Annotated in this window: 26 protein-coding genes and 1 pseudogene; 13 read left to right on the top strand and 14 right to left on the bottom strand. The window is 64.5% G+C overall.

The window, feature by feature from the left end; all coding sequences use genetic code 11:
* Positions 1 to 91 precede the first annotated feature (91 nt).
* On the top strand, positions 92 to 901 hold the full coding sequence (locus LB569_RS24155) for an AraC family transcriptional regulator (protein ID WP_224694364.1): 810 nt from the start codon (positions 92 to 94) through the stop codon (positions 899 to 901).
* 25 nt (positions 902 to 926) lie between these two features.
* Here LB569_RS24155 and LB569_RS24150 read toward each other — a convergent pair whose 3' ends face one another.
* Together LB569_RS24150 and LB569_RS24145 are read right to left on the bottom strand one after the other, a co-directional pair.
* Positions 927 to 2,711, bottom strand: a complete 1,785-nt coding sequence (locus LB569_RS24150) for a cation:proton antiporter (protein WP_224694363.1) — start codon at positions 2,709 to 2,711, stop codon at positions 927 to 929.
* 213 nt (positions 2,712 to 2,924) lie between these two features.
* A complete protein-coding gene (locus LB569_RS24145) occupies positions 2,925 to 3,374 on the bottom strand; it encodes a host attachment protein (protein ID WP_224694362.1) in 450 nt (149 codons plus the stop codon).
* A gap of 380 nt (positions 3,375 to 3,754) precedes the next feature.
* On the opposite strand from LB569_RS24145, the gene cysG reads away from it, so the two are divergent.
* The 7 genes and pseudogenes from cysG (at position 3,755) to LB569_RS24110 (ending at position 9,900) form a co-directional block, all read left to right on the top strand.
* Positions 3,755 to 5,203, top strand: coding sequence for a siroheme synthase CysG (cysG, locus tag LB569_RS24140; protein ID WP_224694361.1), 1,449 nt, complete (start codon positions 3,755 to 3,757; stop codon positions 5,201 to 5,203).
* Positions 5,200 to 5,493, top strand: a complete 294-nt coding sequence (locus LB569_RS24135) for a DUF2849 domain-containing protein (protein WP_140704133.1) — start codon at positions 5,200 to 5,202, stop codon at positions 5,491 to 5,493. The genes cysG and LB569_RS24135 overlap by 4 nt, the downstream gene beginning before the upstream one ends.
* Before the next feature lie 42 nt (positions 5,494 to 5,535).
* On the top strand, positions 5,536 to 7,206 hold the full coding sequence (locus LB569_RS24130) for a nitrite/sulfite reductase (protein ID WP_224541988.1): 1,671 nt from the start codon (positions 5,536 to 5,538) through the stop codon (positions 7,204 to 7,206).
* The gene (locus LB569_RS24125) at positions 7,181 to 7,945 is read left to right on the top strand and encodes a phosphoadenylyl-sulfate reductase (protein WP_140704137.1); all 765 of its coding nucleotides are present in this window, start codon (positions 7,181 to 7,183) and stop codon (positions 7,943 to 7,945) included. The genes LB569_RS24130 and LB569_RS24125 overlap by 26 nt, the downstream gene beginning before the upstream one ends.
* A gap of 134 nt (positions 7,946 to 8,079) precedes the next feature.
* Complete coding sequence (locus LB569_RS24120) at positions 8,080 to 8,613, top strand: DUF934 domain-containing protein (protein WP_140704139.1); 534 nt, start codon at positions 8,080 to 8,082, stop codon at positions 8,611 to 8,613.
* 75 nt (positions 8,614 to 8,688) lie between these two features.
* Positions 8,689 to 9,165, top strand: a pseudogene (locus LB569_RS24115) (GMC family oxidoreductase); the annotation flags it as partial.
* 114 nt (positions 9,166 to 9,279) lie between these two features.
* Positions 9,280 to 9,900 (top strand): DJ-1/PfpI family protein, encoded by a 621-nt coding sequence (locus LB569_RS24110; protein ID WP_224694360.1) that lies wholly within the window; start codon positions 9,280 to 9,282, stop codon positions 9,898 to 9,900.
* A gap of 145 nt (positions 9,901 to 10,045) precedes the next feature.
* Here the strand turns inward: LB569_RS24110 and LB569_RS24105 are convergent, their stop codons facing one another.
* Positions 10,046 to 11,068 carry a fatty acid desaturase gene (locus LB569_RS24105; protein ID WP_224694359.1) on the bottom strand — a complete coding sequence of 341 codons (1,023 nt, stop codon included), beginning with the start codon at positions 11,066 to 11,068 and terminating at the stop codon, positions 10,046 to 10,048.
* Between the two features lie 91 nt (positions 11,069 to 11,159).
* A complete protein-coding gene (locus LB569_RS24100; RefSeq protein ID WP_140704145.1) occupies positions 11,160 to 11,357 on the bottom strand; it encodes a hypothetical protein in 198 nt (65 codons plus the stop codon).
* Between the two features lie 238 nt (positions 11,358 to 11,595).
* On the opposite strand from LB569_RS24100, the gene grpE reads away from it, so the two are divergent.
* Positions 11,596 to 12,228 (top strand): nucleotide exchange factor GrpE, encoded by a 633-nt coding sequence (gene grpE / locus LB569_RS24095; RefSeq protein WP_140704147.1) that lies wholly within the window; start codon positions 11,596 to 11,598, stop codon positions 12,226 to 12,228.
* A 95-nt stretch (positions 12,229 to 12,323) separates the two neighbouring features.
* On the top strand, positions 12,324 to 12,956 hold the full coding sequence (locus LB569_RS24090) for a trimeric intracellular cation channel family protein (protein WP_224694358.1): 633 nt from the start codon (positions 12,324 to 12,326) through the stop codon (positions 12,954 to 12,956).
* A 75-nt stretch (positions 12,957 to 13,031) separates the two neighbouring features.
* On the opposite strand, the gene LB569_RS24085 is transcribed toward LB569_RS24090, so the two are convergent.
* The 6 genes from LB569_RS24085 to LB569_RS24060 all read right to left on the bottom strand — a co-directional run bounded on the left by LB569_RS24085 (position 13,032) and on the right by LB569_RS24060 (position 20,077).
* Complete coding sequence (locus LB569_RS24085; protein WP_224542095.1) at positions 13,032 to 13,907, bottom strand: GNAT family N-acetyltransferase; 876 nt, start codon at positions 13,905 to 13,907, stop codon at positions 13,032 to 13,034.
* A 239-nt stretch (positions 13,908 to 14,146) separates the two neighbouring features.
* Positions 14,147 to 16,438: a PAS domain-containing hybrid sensor histidine kinase/response regulator gene (locus tag LB569_RS24080; protein ID WP_224542002.1), complete on the bottom strand. Its 2,292-nt coding sequence runs from the start codon at positions 16,436 to 16,438 to the stop codon at positions 14,147 to 14,149.
* Between the two features lie 141 nt (positions 16,439 to 16,579).
* Positions 16,580 to 17,569: an MDR family oxidoreductase gene (locus tag LB569_RS24075; RefSeq protein WP_224694357.1), complete on the bottom strand. Its 990-nt coding sequence runs from the start codon at positions 17,567 to 17,569 to the stop codon at positions 16,580 to 16,582.
* 55 nt (positions 17,570 to 17,624) lie between these two features.
* Entirely contained in the window at positions 17,625 to 18,122 is a 498-nt protein-coding gene (lspA, locus tag LB569_RS24070; RefSeq protein ID WP_224694356.1) for a signal peptidase II, read from the bottom strand.
* Positions 18,123 to 18,135: 13 nt separating this feature from the next.
* Positions 18,136 to 18,993, bottom strand: coding sequence for a TrmH family RNA methyltransferase (locus LB569_RS24065; RefSeq protein WP_140704159.1), 858 nt, complete (start codon positions 18,991 to 18,993; stop codon positions 18,136 to 18,138).
* A gap of 1 nt (position 18,994) precedes the next feature.
* Complete coding sequence (locus LB569_RS24060) at positions 18,995 to 20,077, bottom strand: class I SAM-dependent rRNA methyltransferase (protein WP_224694355.1); 1,083 nt, start codon at positions 20,075 to 20,077, stop codon at positions 18,995 to 18,997.
* A 135-nt stretch (positions 20,078 to 20,212) separates the two neighbouring features.
* On the opposite strand from LB569_RS24060, the gene LB569_RS24055 reads away from it, so the two are divergent.
* From LB569_RS24055 to LB569_RS24045, 3 genes are all read left to right on the top strand, one after another.
* The gene (locus tag LB569_RS24055) at positions 20,213 to 20,902 is read left to right on the top strand and encodes a helix-turn-helix transcriptional regulator (RefSeq protein WP_224694354.1); all 690 of its coding nucleotides are present in this window, start codon (positions 20,213 to 20,215) and stop codon (positions 20,900 to 20,902) included.
* A gap of 74 nt (positions 20,903 to 20,976) precedes the next feature.
* A complete protein-coding gene (locus LB569_RS24050; protein WP_224542011.1) occupies positions 20,977 to 21,357 on the top strand; it encodes a VOC family protein in 381 nt (126 codons plus the stop codon).
* Complete coding sequence (locus tag LB569_RS24045) at positions 21,354 to 21,797, top strand: EVE domain-containing protein (protein ID WP_224694353.1); 444 nt, start codon at positions 21,354 to 21,356, stop codon at positions 21,795 to 21,797. The genes LB569_RS24050 and LB569_RS24045 overlap by 4 nt, the downstream gene beginning before the upstream one ends.
* Here the strand turns inward: LB569_RS24045 and LB569_RS24040 are convergent.
* The 4 genes from LB569_RS24040 to sppA form a co-directional block, all read right to left on the bottom strand.
* Positions 21,787 to 22,752, bottom strand: a complete 966-nt coding sequence (locus LB569_RS24040; protein ID WP_224694352.1) for an ornithine cyclodeaminase family protein — start codon at positions 22,750 to 22,752, stop codon at positions 21,787 to 21,789. The two genes, LB569_RS24045 and LB569_RS24040, sit on opposite strands and share 11 nt — an antisense overlap.
* A gap of 37 nt (positions 22,753 to 22,789) precedes the next feature.
* On the bottom strand, positions 22,790 to 23,134 hold the full coding sequence (locus LB569_RS24035) for a DUF1049 domain-containing protein (RefSeq protein ID WP_224694351.1): 345 nt from the start codon (positions 23,132 to 23,134) through the stop codon (positions 22,790 to 22,792).
* A 52-nt stretch (positions 23,135 to 23,186) separates the two neighbouring features.
* Positions 23,187 to 23,471 (bottom strand): integration host factor subunit beta, encoded by a 285-nt coding sequence (locus LB569_RS24030; RefSeq protein WP_006200394.1) that lies wholly within the window; start codon positions 23,469 to 23,471, stop codon positions 23,187 to 23,189.
* Positions 23,472 to 23,549: 78 nt separating this feature from the next.
* Entirely contained in the window at positions 23,550 to 24,506 is a 957-nt protein-coding gene (gene sppA / locus LB569_RS24025; RefSeq protein WP_224542019.1) for a signal peptide peptidase SppA, read from the bottom strand.
* Positions 24,507 to 24,570 lie beyond the last annotated feature (64 nt).

The following is a 24,570-nucleotide window of genomic DNA, read 5'->3' as shown; positions in this document are numbered from 1 at the left end:
CACGTACCTCCTTGCTGGTCATCGGATCTTATCGACTTCGCAGCTGGAAAAATTTAGCTATCATGGCATTTAATCGCTAAAAGCAGTCATCATGAGACAGCCCCTTCGCTACCCTTGGCTCAATTTCGATGTCGATGATGTGGTGGCGCCGGCCATCGCCGTTCGTGTCGACGTCACCGAGACCAGAGCGGAGGTGCCGGCTCATTGGCACCGCAAGGGCCAGCTCGTCTTCGCGCTCGGAGGCGGCGTCACATGCCGCGTTCCGAGCGGACTGTGGATGGTGCCGCCGCATTGCGGGGTGTGGATCCCCGGCGCCATGGAGCACAGCAACATCGCGACGGCCAATGCCCGGATTTTCTTCGTCTACATCGAGCCGGGAGCGGCCGATTTGCCCGACCGATGCTGCACGCTTTCGATCTCGCCGCTGCTGCGCGAACTGATCATCGAGTTGGCCGACAGCGTGCGGGACGACCAGGCAAGGGATGAGCTCTTGACGACGACGCTGCTCAACGAGCTGCCGCGCATGCCCGTACAGCAGCTGCATCTGCCGATTTCATCCGAGCCGCGCCTCAGCCGGATCGCCACCGCATTGTCGCAGAACCCGGCCGATCGCAGCACGCTTGCCGAATGGGCAAAGCGCGTCGCGCTCAGCGAAAGCAGTCTGGCTCGCCTCGTCGTCAAGGAGACTGGCTTGAGCTTCGGGCGCTGGCGCCAGCAATTGCACCTGATCGTCGCCATTCGGGAACTCGCCGCCGGCGCCAGCGTGCAGCAGGTTTCGGGCGATCTCGGCTATGGCTCGGTCACCGCCTTCATCACCATGTTCAAGAAGGCGCTTGGCACGCCGCCAGCAAAATACCTCGGCAGTGTCGCGCAAAACGGCGGCTGGGCCTTCGTGGCTTGATCAATACGCCCGTGGGCGGGTTGGCTCAGGCAGCGGACGGCTCAGCCACCTGTTGCTTGTGGCCAAGCACCTCTTCGACAATGCCGCGGGCGATCTCGCGCTCGCCCATGATCACCGTATCGGCACCGAGCACCTTCAGATGCTCGACCTCGGCATCGGAATGGGCGCGGGCGACGACGTTGATGTTGGGATTGGCGGCGCGCGCCCTCAGCACGATCTGGCCGGCCTCGAAGGCATTGGGGATGGCAAGGATCAGCCGTGTGGCGCCTTCGGGATTGGCGGCAGCGAAGACTTCGGCGTTGGCGGCGTTGCCGGCGACGGTTTCGATGCCGTCTGCTTTCAGCCTCGCCAGCGTCTTGTCGGCGTCCTCGATGACAAGGAAAGGCCGTGCTGCTTCTTTCAACGCCGCGCCGACGAGGCCGCCGACGCGGCCGTAGCCGATCAGGATGGCATGACCTGTGAGCGCCGTCCTTGGTGGCGGGCCGTCTTCCTTTTTGGACGCTACGGCGACCGAGGCGACCTGGCCCGGTTCCGTCGCTGGACCAACCGGCTTGGCGTCCGCCGGTGGTGCCGTCCTGGCGGCGCGGGCCTCGAGCCACGGCTTCATCCAATCGATGATCAGGAACATCAGCGGGTTGAGCACGATCGACAGGATGGCGCCGGCCAGAATGAGGTCTCGTCCCTGTTCCGGCAGAAGTTTCAGCCCGACGCCGAGTTCGGCCAGGATGAAGGAGAATTCGCCGATCTGGGCGAGGCTGGCCGAAATCATCAAGGCCGTGGCCAGCGGATAGCCGAAGGCGACGACGATGACGAACGCCGCCAGCGACTTGCCGATGACGATGATGGCCAGCGTCGCCAGGATCGGCAGGCCGTTGCTGAACAGGCTGAATGGGTCGAACAGCATGCCGACGGAGACGAAGAACAGCACCGAGAAGGCATCGCGCAGCGGCAGCGATTCTTCCGCCGCACGGTGGCTGAGTTCGGATTCGCTCATGATCATGCCGGCGAAGAAGGCACCCAGCGCCAGCGAGACGCCGAACAGTTTTGCCGCGCCGAAGGCGACGCCGAGCGCGATGGCGAGCACCGAGAGCCGGAAGAGTTCGCGCGACCCGGTATGGGCAACATAGTGCAGGATCCAGGGAATGACCCTGCGGCCGACCACCAGCATGACGACGACAAAAGCGGCGACCTTGGCCAGCGTGATGCCGACGACGCCCCAGATGCCGTAACTGGCCGGCAGCGACAGCAAACCGCTCGAATGGGCTTCGGCCTGTTCCTGGCCGCCGAGCACGCCGGCAAGGGCCGGCAACAGCACCAGCGCCAGCACCATGGCCAGATCCTCGACGATCAGCCAGCCGACGGCGATGCGGCCGCGCTCCGTCTCGATCATGCGGCGCTCCTGAAGCGCGCGCAGCAGCACCACGGTCGAGGCGACCGACAGCGCAAGCCCGAACACCAGGCCCGCGCCCATCGACCAGCCGAGCATCCAGGAGAGCCCGGCGCCGAGCGCGGTGGCAAAGCCGATCTGCACGATGGCGCCTGGCACGGCGATGGCACGGACCGACAGCAGGTCCTTCAGCGAGAAATGCAGCCCGACGCCGAACATCAGCAGGATGACGCCGATCTCGGCCAGTTCGTTGGCAAGGCCCGCGTCGGCGACGAAGCCGGGCGTGTTCGGCCCGACCAGCACGCCGGCTACGAGATAGCCCACCAATGGGGGAATGCGGAAACGATTGGCGAGAGCGCCGAAGACGAAAGCCAGCCCCAGACCGGCGACGATGGTGGCGATAAGGGGCGTGTCATGCGGCATTGTCTATGGAGCGCCTTTCAAGCTAGCGATGTCGGATATGCGCCGCCCTAAGCCGCCGCCCGTTTGCAATATGGTGGACGGGGTGTCGGCGATGCAACCCGCAAAGCCGCGAAATCAACGTCGAGACGGAAAAAACTTGGCCGGCAGCTGAGTGACTGCCGGCAAGTGCCTGGGTTCAGTGGTAACCGTGCTGCGCCCCTTCGCCGCCCGTGGTCAGGCTGCCTGCAGCAGGGCCTCGATCTCGAAGATGGCGTGGTTGGTCATGGTCTTCGGGATTTCGGCCGTCACCTTGTCGCCAACCTCTTTATGCAGCTTCTTGCGCATCGCGCCGAGCACCATTGGCGGGGCGACAAGCACAAGGCTGTCGAATGCACCCTCATGTGCAAGCCTGTAGAGGCGGGCGGCAATCTCCTCGGCGAAGCGCTCCTTGCCGATGCGATGCCAGTCGGTCTCCTCGACCGCGCTGCGATGCACGGATGGGCCGTCATTGTATCGACCGGGGCTATCGCTTCCCTGTTCGCGTGTGGGCGGGTTCTCCTGTTCCATCACCTGCACGACTTCAAGGTTGGGAAACTTGGTGTCGCCGGCGTTCTTGAGCAGGAGCGCCTTTTCGCCGTCGGCCACCAAAACCCAAATGCCATGCTTCAGTTTGATCGTGTTCATGGGAACGCTCCTTGTTGAATAGTGGCTATGCCGGGAACGCGTTCTGGCCCGTCAACGTTCCACCGATATGGCGAGACCGGACGGTTGTGCGGACAGGCCTGAAGGGACGATCGCCGCTGGACGACTTTAATCTACTAAATTGGTAGAAAATAGAAAAAACTGTTTTGTCGGATGGATCGCTGGCGGTTAAAAGCACCTGAAATCAAGGCCCGTTTCAGCGGTCGGAGCGCGCCCAATGCGCGGGGGTGGAATATTTTTCTCCTGCCTTTCGCGGTTGCGAAAAAGCGATTGCCTGCCATCACCGGATGCGCGAGTGCTTTGCTTCTGCTTTTTTACGCCCGGGCGTAAAACTGCGATACTGTTTCCGGATTGCTTTTCTGATGCCGCAAGACACCACCAAGCTCAATGCCTTTCCCGTCTTCGTGCGGGTCGAGGGCGAAGCCGTGGCCATTGTCGGCGGCGGCGAGGAAGCCCTGGCCAAGGCGCGGCTGATCGCCCAGTCGAGCGCGGTCCTGCATATCATCGCCGCGAATGCCGAGCCGGAGCTGTTGGCTTTCATCGCCGAGACCGGCGCGAACCATGTAGCCGCCGCCTATGACGCTTCGCGGCTCGGAGGCGCCGTGATGGTGTTTGCCGCCAGCGGCGACGAGACGCTCGATCGTCGCGTCGTCGCCGACGCGCGCCGGCTGGGCATTCCGGTCAACGCCGTCGACCGGCCGGAGCTCTGCGATTTCTTCACGCCCGCGCTGGTCAACCGCGCACCGGTCGCGGTGGCGATCGGTACGGAAGGCGCCGGCCCGGTGCTTGCCCAGATGCTGCGCGGCCGCATCGACCGCATGCTTTCGCCGTCGCTCGGGCCGCTGGCGGCGCTCGCCGCGTCGTTCCGCAATGCCGCCGAGAGATTGCCCAGGGGCAATGTACGCCGCCGTTTCTGGAGTGACTTCTTCGGCGGAGCGCCGGCGCGCGCTGTCGAGGCCGGCGAATTTTCGCGGGCGCGCGAAGCCGCGACCGATCTGCTGCTCTCAAATGTACCCGCCTCGGGCCACATCGCCCTGGTGGGCGCCGGTCCCGGTGCCGAGGATCTCTTGACGCTGCGGGCGCATCGCCTGCTGATGGAGGCCGACGTCATCGTCCATGACGCGCTGGTCCCGGAGGCGGTAGTCGCCATGGGGCGCCGCGATGCCGAGCGTCTGCCGGTGGGAAAACGCAAGGGCTGCCACACCAAGAGCCAGGCCGAAATCAATGCGTTGCTGGTGGAGCTTGGCCGTGCGGGCAAACGTGTGGTGCGGCTGAAATCGGGCGACCCGCTGGTGTTCGGTCGCGCCGGCGAGGAGATGGCCGCACTTCGCGATGCCGGCATCGCCTATGAGGTGGTTCCGGGTGTCACCGCAGCCTTCGCCGCCGCCGCCGATTTCGAACTGCCGCTGACGCTGCGCGGCGTTTCGTCCTCGATGGTGTTCACGACCGGCCACGATCTCAAGGGCAATTCATTGCCCGACTGGGCCAAGCTCGCCATTTCCGGCGCCACCGTTGCGGTCTATATGGGCCGTTCGGTCGCGGCCGAAGTCGCCGGCCGGCTGATCGAAGCCGGCCTGTCGCCGGACACGGCGGTCGCCGTCGTCGAGAACGCCAGCCTGCGGAACCGCCGCCGTTTCCACGGCACGCTGGCCGATTTGCCGTCGCTTGAAGCACGAGTCGATCTCACCGGCCCGGTGATGACCATCATTGGCGACGCGGTTGCCGGCGCCAACTTTGAACGTTCAGAGCCGCTCGCGGCACATACTCATGAGAGCGCCGCCAACGTGGCTGCCGTGGAGGTCGAACCATGAAGATACTGACCGCAAACCGCCTCACCGACGGCATTGCCGTGTGGTACGCCGATGGCGGCTGGGCGGAAACAGTTGGCCAGGCCGACCTTGCCCATGACAAGGCCGCCGAGGATCGGCTGGAGGCGATCGGCGCCAAGGCCTATGCCGACAATGAAGTGGTCGACGTCAATCTGATCGACGCGGAAGTCGTCGGCGGCGTCGTCGAACCTTTGCGCTTGCGCGAGAAGATCCGCGCCGCCGGTCCCACCATCCGCAACGATCTCGGCAAGCAGGCTGCGCACGCAGCCTGACAAGACACCAGGCATGGGCGGACGCGCCCTGAAAGACGAAGCATGTACCGTTACGATGAGTTCGACCACGATTTTGTCCAGGCCCGCGTTGCCGAGTTCAGCGATCAGGTCGAGCGCCGGCTGTCCGGCGAGATCACCGAGGACCAGTTCCGGCCGTTGCGGCTGATGAACGGCGTCTACCTGCAGCTGCACGCCTACATGCTGCGCATCGCCGTGCCCTACGGCACGCTGAACGGCAAGCAGCTGCGCATGCTCGGCCACATCGCCCGCAAATACGACAAGGGCTATGGTCATTTTACCACGCGCCAGAACATCCAGTTCAACTGGCCGGCATTGTCGGACATTCCGGCGATCCTGGCGGACCTGGCAAGCGTGGAGATGCACGCCATCCAGACCAGCGGCAACTGCATCCGCAATGTCACCGCCGACCATTTTGCCGGGGCTGCAGCCGACGAGGTCGCCGATCCGCGTCCCTATGCGGAAATCCTGCGGCAGTGGTCCTCGGTGCATCCGGAATTCTCGTTCCTGCCGCGCAAGTTCAAGATCGCGGTGACGGGAGCCGAGCGCGATCGCGCCGCCATCCAGACGCATGACATTGGCCTGCACCTGAAGAAGAACGCAGCCGGCGAGCTTGGCTTCGCCGTCTATGTCGGTGGCGGCCAGGGCCGCACGCCGATGGTGGCGCGCAAGATCCGCGACTTCCTGCCGGAGGCCGACCTTCTGTCCTACTGCACGGCGATCCTGCGCGTTTACAATCTCTATGGCCGCCGCGACAACAAGTACAAGGCGCGCATCAAGATCCTGGTCCATGAGACCGGCGTCGAGGAAATCACCCGCCAGGTCGAGGCCGAGTGGCAGGAGCTGAAGGACGCGGAACTGAAGCTGCCGGAGGCGGATATCCGCGCCATCGAGGCCTATTTCGCACCGCCGGCCTTGACGATACGGCCCGATGGCGACGCGGCCGTGAAGGTGGCGCGGCTGGATTCCAAGGGCTTCTCCGAGTGGCTCGACCAGAACGTTGTGACACACCGCCACCCCGACTACGCGGCGGTGACGATTTCGCTCAAGGGTATCGGCGAGGTGCCGGGCGATGCCTCGGACAGCCAGATGGAAGCGGTGGCCGACATTGCCGAGAAATATGCCTTCGATGAGCTTCGCGTCAGCCACGAGCAGAACCTGATCCTGCCGCATGTGGCGCGCGCCGATCTCAAGGCCGTCTATGACGCGCTGGTCGATATCGGGTTGGCGACGGCCAATTCCAACCTGATCTCCGACATCATCTCGTGCCCGGGCCTCGACTATTGCGCGCTGGCGACGGCGCGTTCGATCCCGATCGCGCAGGAAATCTCGCAACGCTTCGCCTCGCTGGAGCGACAGCGCGAGATCGGCGAGCTCAAGCTCAAGATTTCCGGCTGCATCAATGCCTGCGGCCATCACCATGTCGGCCATATCGGCATCCTCGGGGTCGAGAAGAAAGGCTCCGAACTCTACCAGGTGACGCTCGGCGGTTCGGCCGACGAAAACACCTCCGTCGGCGAGATCATCGGCCGCGGCTTCTCGTCGGAGGAGATCACCGACGCCATCGAGACAATCGTCGATACCTATCTCGGCCTTCGGCTCAACCCTCAGGAAATATTCATCGACGCCTACCGCCGTGTCGGTCCCGCGCCGTTCAAGGAGGCGCTCTATGCTGGCGAAGCCAAGGCCGCTTGACCATATTGCCGACGTCGATGACGGCGCCGCCGCCAAGGCGGCGGGCCTTGACGCGCTCTACGGTCACCTGAAGCCGCTCGAAATCATTGAACGGTCGGCCCGCGAATTTTTCCACGACGAGATTGCCGCCGTATCCTCCTTCGGTGCGGATTCCGCCGTGCTGCTGCACATGATCGCCGAGATCGACCGCACGCTGCCGGTCATTTTCCTCGACACCGGCAAGCATTTCGAGGAAACGCTGGGCTATCGTGACGCGCTGGTCGCCGATTTCGGGCTGACCAACATCCAGGTCATCAAGCCCGAGGATGCGGCGCTCGAACGGATCGACCCGACCGGCGATCTGCACCAGAGCGACACCGATGCCTGCTGCAATGTGCGCAAGGTCGAGCCGCTGGCACGGGGCGTGGCGCCGTTCCGCGCCTGGTTCACCGGCCGCAAGCGCTTCCAGGCCTCGACACGGGCGGCACTGCCTGTGTTCGAGGCGGTGGGACCGCGCATTCGCATCAATCCGCTGGCACGCTGGACGACGTCGGACCAGGCGGATTACATGCGCGCGCATGCGCTGCGCGAAAATCCGCTGGTCGCCTATGGCTATCTGTCGATAGGCTGTTTCCCGTGCACGCAGCCGGTGCAGCCGGGCGAGGACGCGCGCAGCGGCCGCTGGGCCGGCCACGCCAAGACCGAGTGCGGCATTCACCTGTCGGGGCTGGAAGTGTCGCTGACCGACGCATCACTATAGGTATGTTACAATTCAGGTCAGCCGGTCTGCGCACGGCGGCTTCCTGCGCTTCCGGTGCTTATGTACTTCAAGTACGCTCCGCTCCGGTTGACCTGGACCTCAACACGCTGAGCTTTGAATCTTTAGGAATTTTGATGACTGAACCGACGACACCGGAAACCCGCCTCTGGACCCCGACGGGTTTCCGCGAGGATGAGTGGACGCATGCCGAGAGCGCGGACGCGCTTTCCGGCAATGGCCGCTTCATCCTGCCGCTGCAGGCGTTCCTCGATCTCGATCCGGAGGTGCGCCGCTCGGCGAAGGAGCGGCTCGGCGTCGTGCTGCAACCCGGCGATCAGCTCGAGAAGATCGCCGGCCTGCTCGACCAGCTGTCGCTGGTGGCGCTGGCCTTCCCGGCTTTCGGCGACGGCCGGTCCTTCTCCAAGGGCGAATTGCTGCGCAACCGCTATCACTTCACAGGCGCACTGCGTGCCACCGGGCAGGTCCTGGTCGACCCGTTGCCGCATATGCTGCGGCTCGGCTTCGACGAATTCGAGATCTCGAATCCGGTGCTTCTGAAGCGCCTGGAAGAGGGCCGTACCGGTGGCTTGGGGCTTTACTACCAGCCGGCCGCCATAGCGGAGCCCAAGGGACCGAAATATTCCTGGCGGCGCCTTCGCACCAGCTGACGCGGGGGCAGTTCCGTACGTCTTTACATCGCCCGCGATCGGGCCTTTTCTGGTCGTCCGGATAGAGATATCCGCCTGACGGTCGGGAGGGGTCTTCATGGCTACGACTACGTCATCGCCGGCGGCGGCTCCGCCGGCTGCGCGCTTGCCGCGCGCCTCTCCGAAGATTCGTCGAAAACGGTTTGCCTGATCGAAGCAGGCGGCGCCGGCAAGAGTCTGCTGATCCGGGCGCCCGCTGGCGTCATCGCGCTGCTGCCGGGTCGGCCGAAGATCAACAACTGGGCGTTCGAAACGGTGCCGCAGCAGGGGCTTGGCGGCCGCAAGGGGTACCAGCCGCGCGGCAAGGCGCTGGGCGGCTCCAGTGCCATCAACGCCATGCTCTACGCACGCGGCCATCGCCGCGACTATGACGAATGGGCCGATCTTGGCTGCGACGGGTGGTCATGGGACGAGGTGCTGCCCTATTTCCGGCGCTCCGAGGGCAACCAGCGCGGCGCGGATGCCTTGCATGGCGGCGATGGGCCGTTGCGGGTCGCCGAGCAACAGGAGCCTTGTGCTATCGCTTACCAATAGAGCGATTTGCGCTTTCCCTTTCATCATCCTGCCCTTAGCATAGGGCATTTATTTCGCGATCCGAAATAAATGGCCACAAGGGAGGATCCGGGAATGGCTGGCAAGAAGATATTGATGCTCGTTGGCGAGTTCAGCGAGGAGTATGAGATTTTCGTCTTTGAACAGGCCATGCATGCCGTTGGTCACACGGTGCATGTCGTGTGCCCGGACAAGAAGGCCGGCGACGTGCTGAAGACCTCGCTGCATGATTTCGAGGGCCACCAGACCTATACGGAAAAGCTCGGCCACGACTATATCCTGAATAAGACGTTTTCCGAGGTGGACCCGGCCCAGTACGATGCCGTCTACGCAGCGGGCGGACGCGGCCCCGAATACATCCGTATCGACAAGCGCGTGCAGGCGCTGGTGCGGCACTTCCATGAGACCGGCAAGCCGATCTTCACCATCTGCCATGGCGTGCAGATCCTGATCGCGGTCGACGGCGTGGTGCGGGGCAGGGAAGTGGCGGCGCTTCACTATTGCGAGCCGGAAGTCACGCTGGCCGGCGGCATCTATATCGACGTCGCGCCGACGGGGGCCCATGTCGACGGCAATCTGGTGTCGGCCAAGGGCTGGCCGGGCCTGTCCAATTTCATCCGCGAACGCCTGAAGGTGTTGGGCACGGAGATCCGCCATGGCGAGATCCTGATGCGCGAAGAGCGGCAAGCAGCGTGAACACAGCGGCGTCGCCGGGCCCGCCGCGCCCGCGGCGCGGCGCTGATCCCTGAGCGGGTCGCCGTTTCACGGAAACGCTGCCCCGCTTTTCTGCTGGTGTTGCGCAACCGCGGACAAAAACCGTGCCCGTGGTTCCGGGATTGCTCTACAGGGCCGCGTGTGCCTCGCGGAACGATACCAGCTTGCGGCGGTTTTCGTCCCACAAGGCCAGTTTGACGCAGCGCAGGCTGTCGAGCAGCGTGACGCGGCCGATACCGCGCAGTTCCGGATAATCGCGCAGCACTTCCTGCAGGCGGTAGCCGGGGACCTTGGCGGAGAGATGGTGGACGTGGTGGACGCCGATATTGCCGGTGAACCAGTTCAGCACCGGAGGCAGGTCGTAGTAGGACGAGCCGTGCAGGGCGGCATGCTGGAACTGCCATTCCTCATCCTTCGCCCATTCCGTCTCCTCGAACTGATGCTGGACGTAGAACAGCCAGATGCCGGCCGAACCGGCGAGGATGACGATCGGCAGATGGACGATCAGGAACGCGCCTGGACCGACGGCCCAGACAAGCAATGCCGCCGCGAGCGCAATGGCGAGATTGGTGGTCATCGACGACACCCAAGGTGTCAGTCCGCCACGCATCATGCCGATCGGCAGCCTTTGCGAGAAGATGAACAGCCAGATCGGCCCGAGGCCGAACATCACCAGCGGATGGCGGTAGAGGCGATAGGCCAGGCGGCCGCGCCAGGACATGCGCCGGTACTCCGCGACGGTCAGCGTCGTGATGTCGCCCATGCCGCGCTCGTCGAGATTGCCGGCGCTGGCATGATGCACGGCGTGGGCACGCCGCCAGCAATCGTAGGGCGTCAGCGTCAGGACGCCAAGCGCACGGCCGATCCAGTCGTCGGCGATGCGATTGGCGAAGAACGAGCCATGGCCGCAATCGTGCTGGATCATGAAGATCCGCACCAGGAAGCCGGCCGCGGGCAGGATGAGGACCAGCCCCCACCAATGGCCGTACGCATAGGCGGCGGAAGACAGAGCCCACAGTGTGGCGAAAGGGATGAGGGTAATGGCGAGTTCGAGCGCGCTGCGCCGCCTGTCAGGCTTCTTGTAGCGTGCCAGAATCTTGAGCCAGGCGCGCTTGCTGTTGGCCGCCACTTCAGGGGAAATCATGTTCATCAGGAAGCATAGGCAGGGCGCGCCGCCGCCGCAAGCCGGCCATCACGTAAAGTTACTGTGCGTAATTGTCGCGTAAGGCCGGACGACGAGGCTATTGCCGCCGCCAGACGTCGCCGTTCTCGACCCGGTCAAGGCGGTCGAGCAATTGCCTGAATCGATCGGGTATGTCGGTCTCGGCGCGGAAGGTTGGCAAGGTGCGCACAAAGCGCGCCATCGTCTCGGCACCGAGCTGGCGCCGAACCTCCGCGGCGAGCCCTTCGCCTTTTTCAAGCTTGTTGCGGGTCATCATCTCAAAAATCCTGCGTCGGCTCCGAAACTCCTCCAGCAAGGGAATGGTTCCCCCATCACGCCCTTGGGGCAAGCAAAGCCGGCAAGTACGGTAAAATTTGAATTAAAATCGAAGCATCGTCCTGATGCCTTCCAGGTCCGTTCAAAGGGCCTTGCGGTCGCTTTCCCCTTGATTTTTGGCCTGCGAACCTCGATATCGGGCACAAAATCCACACCATTCGAGATGACGGGAAACGGCGATGAGCGACCAGGCAAAAGACGAACGCGCGCCCAGTGAAGCCGAGACGGCCGAGGCCAATGCCGAGCGCACGGAAGGCGGGATCGACGGCGACTACGAAGCGCTTGTGCGGCTGCTGAAGGAAAATGAAGAGCTGAAGGACCGCGCGCTGCGCGTCGCGGCCGAGATGGAGAACCTGCGCCGCCGCACCGCGCGCGACGTGCATGACGCGCGCACCTATGCCGTGGCGAATTTCGCCCGCGACATGCTGTCGGTGTCGGACAATCTGCGCCGCGCGCTGGATGCCATTCCCGCCGAGGCCAAGGCGTCGGGCGACGCCGGCTTCAAGGCGCTGATCGAAGGCGTCGATCTCACCGAACGCGCCATGCTGTCGGCGCTGGAACGGCATGGGGTCAAGAAACTCGCCCCGGAAGGCGAGAAGTTCGATCCCAATTTCCACCAGGCCATGTTCGAAGTGCCCAATCCGGATGTCCCGGCCAACACCGTGGTCCAGGTCGTGCAGCCGGGCTATTCGATCGGCGAGCGGGTGCTGCGCCCGGCCATGGTCGGCGTCGCCAAGGGAGGCCCCAAAATCGCCGCCGAGGCGCCGGTCGAGCCGGGGCCGGTCAATGAGCAGGCGGAGAAGGATGCGTGAGTAGCGAATAGAGAGTAGTGAGTAGCAAGGACCGGGTCGGGTAGCGCCTGCTTCGCCAATTGCCATTCACTACCGACTACTTCACTACTCACTCCATGAATCCCATCGCCCTTCTCGACTATGCCGGCGTTGCCGTCTTCGCGGCGACCGGGGCATTGGCGGCTTCGCGCAAACAGCTCGATATTATCGGCTTCCTGTTCCTGGCCAGCGTCACCGGCATCGGCGGTGGCACGCTTCGCGACGTGATCCTCAATCTGCCGGTCTTCTGGGTCGCCAACTCCAGCTACGTGCTAATCTGCGCGGCGGTCGCGGTGTTGGTGTTCTTTGGTGCGCATCGTGTCGAATCCCGGTGGAAATGGCTGCTGTGGCTCGACGCGATCGGGCTGGCGGCCTTTTCGGTGATGGGGGCGGCCAAGGGGCTGGCAATTACCGGCTCACCGGTTGTCTCCGTCATCACCGGCGTGCTCACCGCCACGTTTGGTGGCATCCTGCGCGATCTGCTGGCCGGCGAACCCTCTGTGCTGCTGAGACCGGAAATCTACGTTACCGCGGCTCTGGTAGGCGCCGCCATCTTCACGGCTGGCGACGTCGCGGGATTGCCGCCGATCGTTTCGGAGGTGGCCGGCTTCGCCGCTGCCTTCGCGGTGCGTGGCGGTGCGCTGCGTTTCGGTTGGACGTTCCCATCCTACAAGAGCCGCCCCGGCCGGCGGCCCGAAGACATTCCGTGAGTGGGTAGGGAATAGTCAGTAGTCAGTAGCCAGTCCGTGATGTCGCTGCGTAGCGTTCATCACGCACCACTCACTTCAAGCCGCGAAGCGCTGCGCTTCCCCGCCATAATAGTTGACGTAGCGGGCGCCGATCTCCTTGACCGGCATCACGACGAAGACGTCGACGGTCGAGAATTCGCGGTCGATGACGCAACCATCGCCGATGCGGGCGCCGACCCGCAGATAGCCCTTGACCAGAGGCGGCATCGCCGCGATCGCCGCCTTGGTGTTGACCGCCTCGATCGGCATCAGGTCCATCGAGCAATAACGCCCCGACACGGCGCGCACATCCCAGGCCGAATTGGTGCGGCAGTGATGGGCGAGATAGGTCAGTGCCTCTGCATGCGCCGCCGGTACGGTGCCGTGGAAGGAGGCACAGCCGGTCATCACACCGATTTCGTAGTGGTTGATGTAGGCCCAGATGCCTTGCCACAGCGCTTCGATGGTGCGCTTCGAACGATATTGCGGCAAAACGCAGGAGCGGCCGAGTTCGAGAAAACGCTGGCCGGGGTGACGGGCGATGAGCTTGGTCAACTCGAATTCGCCTTCGGAATAGAAGCCTCCGGCGGTTGCCGCGATTTCTTGCCGCAGCAAGCGGTAGGTGCCGACGATGCGGCGATGCTCGGGGCCGGAAAGCGAGGTATCGAGGACGAGCAGATGATCGCAGAGCGGATCGAAGCGATCGGCATCGCGGCGATCCTGCGCCTGGAAAAGGTCTTTCCTGGCGCCAAGCTCGTCATAGAATACGCGGTAACGCACTTCCTGCGCGGCCGCGATCTCGGCCTCGTTGCGGGCGAGCCGCACTTCGAGATTGCCGATACGGCCGAGTGCCGCGCCTTTTATGACGGAATCGACATTACGTCCGGCGAGCAAGGCGCTGCTGGCGTTCGGCCGAGTGTCACATTCCGGCATAACTGTATGCACGAGTGATTCTCCTTCGAGCCATCCCTCTTGGCACGGGGATACGGTGTAGGTGCAACAGGATTGTGACAGTACCGTGATACGGCGTCGCGGGCAATACTTCGTCGGCTGGCGAAAACGGTCAACCGGCTATGTTGCGTCACAAGAGCCCTATGCGCTTTGCGTTCGCGGGCGCCGAAACCGGGCTGCTTTTTTGGTGGTCTTGTCAGCCACGCACCGGGAAAAGGTGGCTAAGCGGCGACCTGGCCCTCGACGGCACTGACCAGCGCGTCGGGATCGAGCGGCTTGGTGACGAAGCCGCTGGCGCCGTGGGCAAGCACCGTATGGCGGGTCTTTTCCTGGCTGTCCGCCGACAGAACCATGATCGGCACCGGCGGCACGGAGGTTTCCTCTTCATGGCGGCGGATCGCGGCAATGGCGTCCAACCCGTCCATGACCGGCATATGCAGGTCCATCAGCACCACGTCGAAGCGGCGGTTGTGCCCGGCGCCGGTGACCGCCTCGACGGCGGCCTTGCCGTTGCCGACCACCTTGACGCGATGCCCGGCCTTCAACAGCGTTGCGCGGGCCAGCATGGCGTTGATGTCGTTGTCCTCGGCGATCAGCACGGACAGGCCCTGCTGGCGTTCGCCCGCGGCACGATGTGCCGGTGCGCGGCGTTTTTCCGACTGCGGTGGGGCCTGCACCGGTGCATGGCTGCTCAAAAGGACACGCAAAAGTGTTCCCCCACGCACCGGCCGGGCAAGGAATGTCGCGTAGCCGCTGGCGCGAAACTCGCCAAGCATGCCGCGGTCGGTGGGGGCGATCAGCGTGACGGCTTCGCAATCGGAAAACCCATGCTGGCGGAGCCGTTTGAGCAGCCTTCCGTCACTCTCCTCCATGGCTGCGTCGACCAGAAGCACGTCGCAGCCGTCGGCGAAGGACGCTGCCTGGGCCACGGTGGTGGCGATGCCGGCCGCGCCGCCATTGGCGCGGATGGTGAGGGCGATGGCGTCGGCTTCGACGGTATTCTTGGACAGGATCACGGCGCGTCGGCCGGCAAGCGCGTTCATCCGGCCCTGCGGCGGTTCGGTGGCTGATATGGCGGGGATCTCGAAGACGAACTCCGATCCCTGGCCAAGCCGGCTGGAAACCGAAATCGTGCCGCCCATGGCGGCCACCAGGCGCCTGGAGATGGCAAGTCCCAGTCCGGCACCGCCATGCGTGCGCGTCGAGGTGCCGTCGGCCTGCTCGAACTCCTCGAAGATGCGCTCCATGTCCTCGTCGCGCATGCCGGGACCGGTATCGGCGATGGTGAAGCAGATGCGGTCGGTGGTCTCGGTTCGGGCGCGCGCGACGGTGACCAGCACGCCGCCGCTGTCGGTGAACTTGATGGCGTTGCCGATGAGGTTGAGCAGCACCTGCCTGACCCGGCCTGGATCGGCGGTGATCAATTGCGGCACATCCGGTTCGACATGGCAGCCGAGGCCGATATTCTTGGCGAAGGCGCGCGCGGCCATCAACTCGATGATGTTGTCGGCGATCTCGCGCACCGACATGGGCTGCGGTTCGGGATCGAAGCGCCCGGCCTCGATCTTGGAATAGTCGAGCAGGTCCTCGATCAGGGCCAGCAAGGCGCTGGCCGAGGTCGAGATGGCGCCGACATAGGTCTGCTGCTCCGGCGACAGGCTGGTGTCGGCGAGCAGCCTGGCCATGCCCATGATGCCGTTCATCGGCGTACGGATCTCGTGGCTGACGGTGGCCAGGAAGCGCGACTTGGCCTGGCTTGCGAACTCGGCCCGCTCGCGCGCGGTGATCATGGACGATTCGGCCCGTTTGCGGGCGGTGATGTCGCGCGCGATGGCGCGATGCGAGACGGCACCGCTGTCCTTGTCGCGCACCGACAGTTCGATCCACGAGAACCAGCGCGGGCCGGTGGGCGTGCGGATGGCGACGTCGGTGGAACTCAGGCACTCATGGTCTGAGAAAGCGGCATCGGGAACGATGCCGACCTCGATGCCGAGCTCGGCCAACGTCTTGCCGGCAAGGTCGCGCTGATCGGTTTCGACGAGGTCGGCGAACACCTTGTTGGCATAGACGATGTGACCGTCGCGGTCGCGATGGATGACGAGGTCGCCGAGGGCGTCGATGAGACCGCGAAAGCGCTCCTCGCTTTCCTGCATCTCCCACATGCGGTCGGCCAGCGTCTCGATCTCGGCGCGGTTGCGAGCGGTGGTCTCGTCGAGCAGGACCGTTGTGTGGCGTACGCCGCGCCTGGCGTGCAGATGCATGGCCAAGCCGGCAAGGCCTGTTGCCAGCAAGGCAAGGCTGATGAAGGGCGGCGCCCCGGTCAGGTAGGAGAGGCCGGCCAGCGCCATGACAACGAAGGCCAGGATCGGCAGGCCCTCGCGCTTGACCGGTTGCTGATCGGGCACCAGCGGGGGCGCGGCGATAAACCGTCGCACCGATGCCGACGCGTGCGCCGGTGCCGCATCGATGTCGTCGCCAGCGTCGGCCTGTTGGCTGTCGGATTCCGCGATCATGCGAAATCCTTTGCCAGACAGAGATTATGGAAAATTGCGGGGGATCGTTCGAATTTTAGCGGATAGCGCGTTTTTGCCCCGCGGCGACGGATTTGCCGGCCGATGTGGCAATTCCGTCCGCTGCCTGCGATCCCTAAGCCGTCACATGTCGACGACGACGCGGCCGCGGATCTTGCCGTCGACGATGTCGCGTGCGGCACCGATGATGCCGTCAAAGCCGATGGTCGTGGACAGGCTGGCGAGCTTGTCCACATCAAGATCGGAGCCGATGCGCCGCCAGGCTTCGAGGCGCACGGCCTTCGGCGCCATCACCGAATCGATGCCGAGGAGCGAGACGCCGCGCAGGATGAAGGGCGCCACGCTCGACGGCAGATCCATGCCGCCCGCCAGGCCGCAGGCCGCGACCGCGCCACCATAGGACGTCATAGACAGCACGTTGGCCAGCGTGTGGCTGCCGACCGAATCGATGCCTCCGGCCCAGCGCTCCTTGGCCAACGGCTTGGCGGGCTGGTTGAGTTCGTCGCGCGATATCACCTCGGCGGCGCCAAGGTTGATCAGATAAGGGCTTTCGGCGTTGCGGCCGGTCGAGGCAATGACATGGTAGCCGAGGCTGGACAGGATCGAGACCGCGACCGACCCGACGCCGCCGGCAGCGCCCGTCACCACGACAGGGCCGCGATCGGGCACGATGCCGTGCCGCTCCAGCGCCATGACACAGAGCATGGCCGTGTAGCCGGCGGTGCCGACCGCCATGGCGTCATGCGCGCTCATGCCTTCCGGCAAGGGCACCAGCCAGTCGCCCTTAACACGGGCGCGCCCGGCATAGGCGCCGAAATGGGTTTCGCCAACGCCCCAGCCATTCAGGATGACCTTGTCGCCCTTGCGCCAGTCGGGATTGGAAGAGGAGATGACGGTGCCGGCGAGGTCGATGCCCGGCACAAGCGGCCATCGGCGGATCACCGGCGCCTTGCCCGATATGGCCAATCCATCCTTGTAGTTCACCGTCGTCGCCTCGACCGCGATGGTGACGTCGCCCTCCATCAGATCGGCGTCGGTGAGATCGGTCACGGCGACCGACTGTTTTTTCTCGGCGTCGCGCGAAACGAGGATGGCTTTGAAGGTTTCGGGCATCTTTCTCTCCGCGAACTTGCTTGGCGTCTGACTGTGCGGCGACGGTCGCGCGGGGTCAATCCTTGGAAGGCTTGGCGTTCGGAGGCGTGGATTCGCGCCGCCAGCCGATGAGTTCGTCGAAGACGACCAGCGCCGCGCCGACGGAAATGAAGGCGTCCGCGAGGTTGAAGACGGCGAAGGACCAGACCGGCGTGTGGAACAGGATGTAATCGATGACATGGCCGTAGACGGCACGGTCGATCAGATTGCCCAGCGCGCCGCCGATGATCAGCGCAAAGCCGATGCGGGCGATGACATGGCCCGCAGGCGTGCGCGTGGCAAGGTAAAGCACGAAAGCGACGACCAGGACGGCGATGACCACGAGGCCGGTGTCGCCGAAGGAGGAGAACATCGAAAAGGCGATGCCGGTGTTGTAGGTGCGAAACAGCGCCAGGAAGGGCAGGAGGTCGAGCTTCTCCTGGAAGGGCAGGCCGGCCTCGACCAGCGTCTTTATCCATTGGTCGAGCGCGATGGCCACGATGACGAGCAGCGCGTAGGGAGACCATGATTTCACGATTGGGCAACCTTCATTGCTGGTCCGGAATTGGTTCGAGTTTCAGCGCGCCGCGCCGGATCTCGAACAGCATGATGCCGGTGGCGACCGCGAGGTTGAGCGAATCGGCGCGGCCCGCCTGCGGTATCCTGAGCAGCCTGTCGCAGCTCGCCGCCAGGCTTTCGGGCAGTCCCTGCTGCTCGTTGCCCATCATCAGCAGCACCGGTCCACGAGAAAAATCGACCGAGCGGTAGTCGACAGCGCCTTTCAGATGCGTGCCGGCGACGAGGCCCGAAAAGCCACCGCGCCAGGCGAGGAATGCCTCGGTCGTCGCCCTTGCAACCGGCACGGCGAAGATCGACCCCATGGTAGCGCGCACCGTCTCGACGGAAAAAGGGTCGGTGGTGTCGCCGACCAGGATGACGCCCTTGGCGCCGACGGCATCGACGGTGCGGATGACGGTGCCGAGATTGCCGGGATCGCGCACCCGGTCGAGCGCGACCCAGACATCGCCATTGTCGGCACGGATGTCCTTCAGTGCCAGGAATTTCTGCGAGAAGACGCCGACCACCATCTGCGGATTGTCGCGGCGGGTGATGGCGACAAGCACTTTTTCCGAGACTTCGAGCACCATGCCGCCGGCGGCGACCGTGCGCGCCGCGACCTTTTCCACGGCCGGATTGCCGCGTCCGGCCTTGGCGAACACAAGCGTCCTGATCTGCCAGCCCAGGTCGAGCGCATCGATGACCAGCTTCAGCCCTTCGGCCATGAAGGCGTTCTGCTGGTCGCGGAATTTCTTCAAGGCGAGTGCCTTGATGTCCTTGACCAGCGGATTGGCGAGGCTGGTGACTTCCTTCACCTGGCCGGGTGCGCCGGCATGCCGTTCGTTCATGTCAGGCCACCCAGCGCGAAAACAGTGAAGTCGAAAGCGCCCGGCCGGCGGACTTCTCACGGATGATCAACTCACCCGATTCAACCTTGCCGCCCATGCCGGCAAAGGTGTCGCGCATCAGGGCGTGGATGGCGAAGAAGGAGGCGCGAATCGAATAGGCGGTCAGCACCACGGCAAGCGGTTTCGGCGTCAGGATCGAGCGGCAGAGGTCGGTCAGATCAGGCAGGTCCTCGAACAACTGCCAGACCTCGCCCTTGGGACCGCGGCCATAGGCCGGCGGATCGAACAGGATGATGTCGTAGCGGCTGCCGCGACGCTCCTCGCGCTCGGCGAACTTCACCGCGTCGTCGACGATCCAGCGGATCGGCTTGCCGCCAAGCCCGGCCATCTCCTGGTTTTCGCGGGCCCAGCCGATCGCCTTTTTCGAGGCGTCGACATGGGTGACCTCAGCGCCCGCACGCGCCGCCACCAGCGAGGCGAGACCGGTATAGCCGAACAGGTTCAGCACCTTGACGGGCCGCCTGGCCGCCGCGATCAGCCCTGCCATATGGTCCCAGTGCGAGGCCTGCTCGGGAAAGACGCCGACATGGCGAAACGAGGTGAAACGGCCGAGATAGTCGATGCCGTCATGCTTCATCGGCCAGGTTTCGCCGAGTGGCGTCTTGGGAAAACGCCAGCGACCGATGCCTTCCTCGTCGGTGTCGCCGGTAAAGATCGCGTCGGCACGCTCCCAGTCCTTGGCCGGCAGAGCCTTCTGCCAGATCGCCTGGCCCTCGGGGCGCACGATGCGGTAGGGGCCGTATTGTTCGAGTTTTTGTCCGGCGCCGCTGTCGAGCAACGCATAATCGGCGTTCGGCGCCACTTCGAGGATCAGCGGCAGGTGTTCGGCCGGCAGCGCTCCGTCGCGACGGGCAAGGTTGCGCGGGGCGGATTTCGGTGCGGACTGGTTGTCCGGCTTGCCGGTCTGTTCTTCGCGTGGCTTTGCTTGCGGCCTTGCCGCCGCGCGGTCGTGCGGACGCGCCTGTTGCGCACCGCCTTTCGCAGGCGGGCGGCTGTCGCGGCGTTTGTCGCGAAAAGACTTCAAGCGGGAGCATCTCCGAGCGGCGTGGCCGCTTTTGGCATAGGGCAACCGGCTTCGCAACCAAGTCCGCTTCGCCGTGCTTCTCGTTCATGTCGGCAAGCGATGGACCAATGTCAAAGAAACAGGCAAATCTGCCGGATGTCGCGCTCCGAACGCCTGCTTGATCTGATCCAGTCGCTTCGCCGGCACCGCCGGCCGGTGAGCGGGCAAGCATTGGCGGATGAACTCGGGATCTCGATCCGCACGCTCTACCGCGATATCGTAACGTTGCAGGGGCAAGGCGCGCCGATCGAAGGCGAGGCAGGGCTTGGCTATGTGCTCAAGCCTGGCTTCATGCTGCCGCCGCTGATGTTCAGCGACGAGGAGATCGAAGCCATCGTGCTCGGCTCGCGCTGGGTGGCCAAGCAGCCGGACCGGCGTCTTTCTGCCGCCGCCGCCAATGCGCTGGCCAAGATCGCGGCCGTGCTGCCGGACGATTTGCGTGAGGATCTCGACGCCTCGACGCTGCTGGTCGGGCCGCCGGCCGCAGTCATCGAGGGCATCGATCTCGGCCTGGTGCGACAGGCCATCCGCAATGAACGCAAGCTCGCTTTCCGCTACCGCGACGCGGGCGGCGCCGCTTCGCAGCGCGTCGTCTGGCCGTTCGCGCTCGGCTTCTTCGACAAGGTGCGGGTCGTGGTGGCATGGTGCGAGACGCGGCAGGATTTCCGGCATTTTCGCACGGATCGCATCGCCGAGCTGACGCCGATCGATACACGCTATCCACGCCGACGCCAGGCGATGCTCAAGGAATGGCGGGCAACGCTCGACAAGCCGCGCGGCTCATGATGGCTACTGCCAGAATCTGACAGTAGCCTGTTCTAGGGTCTGCCAATCGAAACGCTGACCCTTGGAGATCAGACATGACCAGCCCGAACTTCGTCATTCTCTATGTCGACCGGCCGCTCGAGAGCGGCGCCTTCTACAGCGCGCTGCTGGGACGGGAGCCGGTCGAAAGCGCGCCGACCTTCGTGCTGTTCGTGCTCGATGGCGGCTTCAAGCTCGGGCTGTGGTCGCGCCATACGGTCGAGCCGGCGGCAGAAGCGGCCGGTGGCGGTTCCGAGATCGTGTTTGCGCTGGAGACGCCTGCCGCGGTCGACGCCACGCATGCCGACTGGGCCGGGCGCGGCCTGAAAATATTGCAGGCGCCGACCGACATGGATTTCGGCCGCACTTTCGTCGCGCTCGATCCCGACAATCACCGTCTGCGCGTTTATTGGCTGAACGACGGAGAACAGGCATGAACGCCTGCTGGATCGCGGTCGCGTCGGCGCAGCATGTGCGGCGCGGCCGCAACGACGGTTTCATGCAGGTCAATCACGGCAAGGCCGCACCGTTGCGCCGCATCAGGCCCGGCGATGGCATCGTCTATTACTCGCCAACCACGGTCCTGGGCGAGAAAGACGGTTTGCAGGCGTTCACGGCGATCGGCATCGTGCGGGAAGGAGAGCCCTATCAAGGCATCATGGGCGGCGGCTTCACGCCATACCGCCGCGATGTCGATTGGGCGCAGGCGCAGGAAACGCCGATCAAGCCGTTACTCGACAGGCTGGAGTTCACCGCTGGCAAATCGAACTGGGGTTACCAGCTGCGCTTTGGTCTTTTCGAAATCGCCGCGCATGATTTTCATCTGATCGCCGACGCCATGAGCGTTGCGGCGAAGCTTGTGGGCGCTATCGCTTGAGCGCTTCGTAGACGGCAATGCCGGCGGCCAAGTCCTCTAGTGCCGCGCCAACCGATTTGAAGAGCGTGATCTCGTCGGCGCCGCCGCGGCCTTGCTTCTGGCCGCGCGCCAGTTCGTGCAGGTCGGCGACGATGGCTTCCGGCTTCAGCACGCCGGAGGCCAGTGGCTGGACGATGTCGCCCGCTTCCTTGGTGGCGCCGGCGCGGGTGTCGACATAGACGCGGGCGCACCTGATCGCGTCGTCATCGCTTTCGCGCATCGTCGGGGTGAAGCCGCCAACCAGATCGACATGGGTTCCCGGCAGCAGCAGCGCACCCTTGACCAGCGGCGTGGTGGTGATCGTCGCCGAGGAGACGATGTCGGCCTGGCCAAGCTCGGCATCGAGATCGGTCGCGGCGCTGGCGGCGAAACCTTCGGCGCGCAGATCGGCCGCGACTTTCTCGGCGTTGCCCGGGGTGCGGTTCCAGATGCGGATGGTCTTGATCGGCCGCACGGCGCTGTGCGCCCTGGCGAGGAAGGGCGACAGCGCGCCGGCGCCGACCACGAGCAGCCGCGAGGCGTCGGCGCGCGCGAGATAGGATGCCGCCAGCGCCGAAGCGCAGGCCGTGCGCCACTGCGTCAGCCGCTGGCCGTCGATCAGGGCCTCCGGTTCGCCGGTGCCGCCATCGAGCAGGAGATAGAGCCCCATCACGGCGGGCTTGCCGATGGCATTGTTGTCGGGCGAGACGGTCACGATCTTGACGCCGATATGACCACCGGCCGAACCGCCGGCGGCGTGAAAATCGGTCCAGGCCGGCATCAGCAGCAAGGTCGACGCCGCGCCATCCGGCCTTTCCACCGCGTGATGATGCCTGAACGGCTGCACCGCGCCGTCGCGAAAAGCCGTGCGCAGCGTCTCGACCAGTCCAGGAAAGGTCAGCGCACGATCGACCTCGGCGGCCGAAATGGTCAGCATGAAAGGCTCCGTGAAAAGAACCGCGCCGGCCTGCGCTTCAACTGGTCGGCTTCGGCAATGCCTGCCCTTGGACCGGGGCCTGCGGCGCCGTCGGCGCGCGGCTGACTGCCTGGCGCAGATTTTCCGCCTCGACGCCACGCTGGCGCGCCAGCTTGCGGTAGCGGCCCTGCTTGACCCAGGTTGCCAGGCTGCCGACGATCATGCCGATGGCGAGCGCCACGAACAGGAAGATGAACAGCGGCAAGGTCAGCGTCAGCTTCGGATTGCCGGGATTGAAAGGATCCAGCGTGAAGGCGACGAGTTCGCGGTTGGCGACGGCCAGCGCGATCAGAATGATCGCCAGGGGCACGAAGACCACGATGAGCATGAAACGATTGAGCATGATATTTTCCGTCGCAAGCGTGCCGCGATAAGGCCGTCCGGCGCCGACGCGCCTACTTGCCGCCGTTCAGCCTTTCACGCAGTTCCTTGCCGGTCTTGAAGAACGGCACCCATTTCTCCTCGACCTCGACGGATTCGCCGGTGCGCGGGTTGCGGCCGGTGCGGGCGGGTCTGTTCTTCACCGAAAAAGCGCCGAAACCGCGCAATTCGACCCGGTTGCCCTCGGCAAGCGCGTCGGTGATTTCATCGAAGATCGCGCCGACGATGTTTTCGACGTCGCGCAGGAAAAGATGCGGATTGCGCGTGGCAATAATCTGCACAAGCTCGGACTTGATCATCAGACGGGTCCCCGTGAAAGCAGTTCGGTCAATTTATCAGGATGATTTTATTTGCTTTTTCAGCTGTCCCAACGCGTCTCAAGGGTGCCAGACGGAAACGAGACCGTCAAGAAACAAGCGGTCGGCGCCAAGTTCATGGATGACGTCGCCGCCGGAGTCCGGCAGGCCGAGCGCGCCGGCGACCGTTCGTGCCATCGCCTTCGAGAACAGGAAGCCGCCGCGCCGTTCCGTGTCCTTCCACTCGACGACCTTGAGTTTGGCATCGACACCCTTGGTCGCCAGCCAGTCGATCGCCACGGACTCGCCGCCGACAGCGTCGATCAGCCCGTTGGCAACACCCTGGCGGCCGGTGAAGATCGAACCGTCGGCGAGCGCCAGCGCCTGTTCGCGGGTCATCTTGCGGCGCTCCGCGACGATGCCGACGAACCAGTCGTAGCTGTCGAGGATGAGCTTGCGGACCATGGCGCGCTCATCGTCATTGGTCGGCTTGAAGGGCGAGGGTGAGGCTTTCAGCGGCGAGGATTTAACCTCCTCCAGCTTGACGCCGAGCTTGTCCATCAGGCCGCTGACGTCAGGATACTGGATCAGCACCCCGATCGAGCCGACGATCGAGGTCTTGCGGGCGACAATATGGTCGGCGGCACTTGCGATCATGTAGCCCGCCGACGCGGCGAGCGTGCCGACCTCGGCCACGACCGGCTTGTCGGCGGCCACCTTGCGCACCTCCTCGTAGATCGATTCGCCACCGACGGTGGTGCCGCCAGGAGAATCGATCACAAGGATCACGCCTTTGACCTTCGACGACTGACGGATCGTCTCCAGCCGCTTGATCAGTTCGTCGTCCTCGGTGATGGTGCCTTCGATCCTGACCTTGGCGATGTGGTCGACGGCGGAGCCGCCGAGATCGTCGCGATAGAACCAGGCCGACAGTGCAATCACGCCGAGCGCCACGACGGCAAAGGCCGCGACACGCCAGAAAGTCAGCTTGCGCCGCAAGCGGCGTCGGTCGATCAGGTCGTCGGCTCTCAATGCCATCGTCAGCCTCACAGTCAGCGGGAAGAGACGCTTTTAGACCATGATGTCCTCATCGGGAAGCAGT

This window comes from Mesorhizobium sp. BH1-1-4 (assembly GCF_020165665.1).
Lineage (GTDB): Bacteria > Pseudomonadota > Alphaproteobacteria > Rhizobiales > Rhizobiaceae > Mesorhizobium.
Note: the sequence above shows the minus strand (reverse complement) of the source record. Positions and strands in the feature narration are given on the sequence as shown.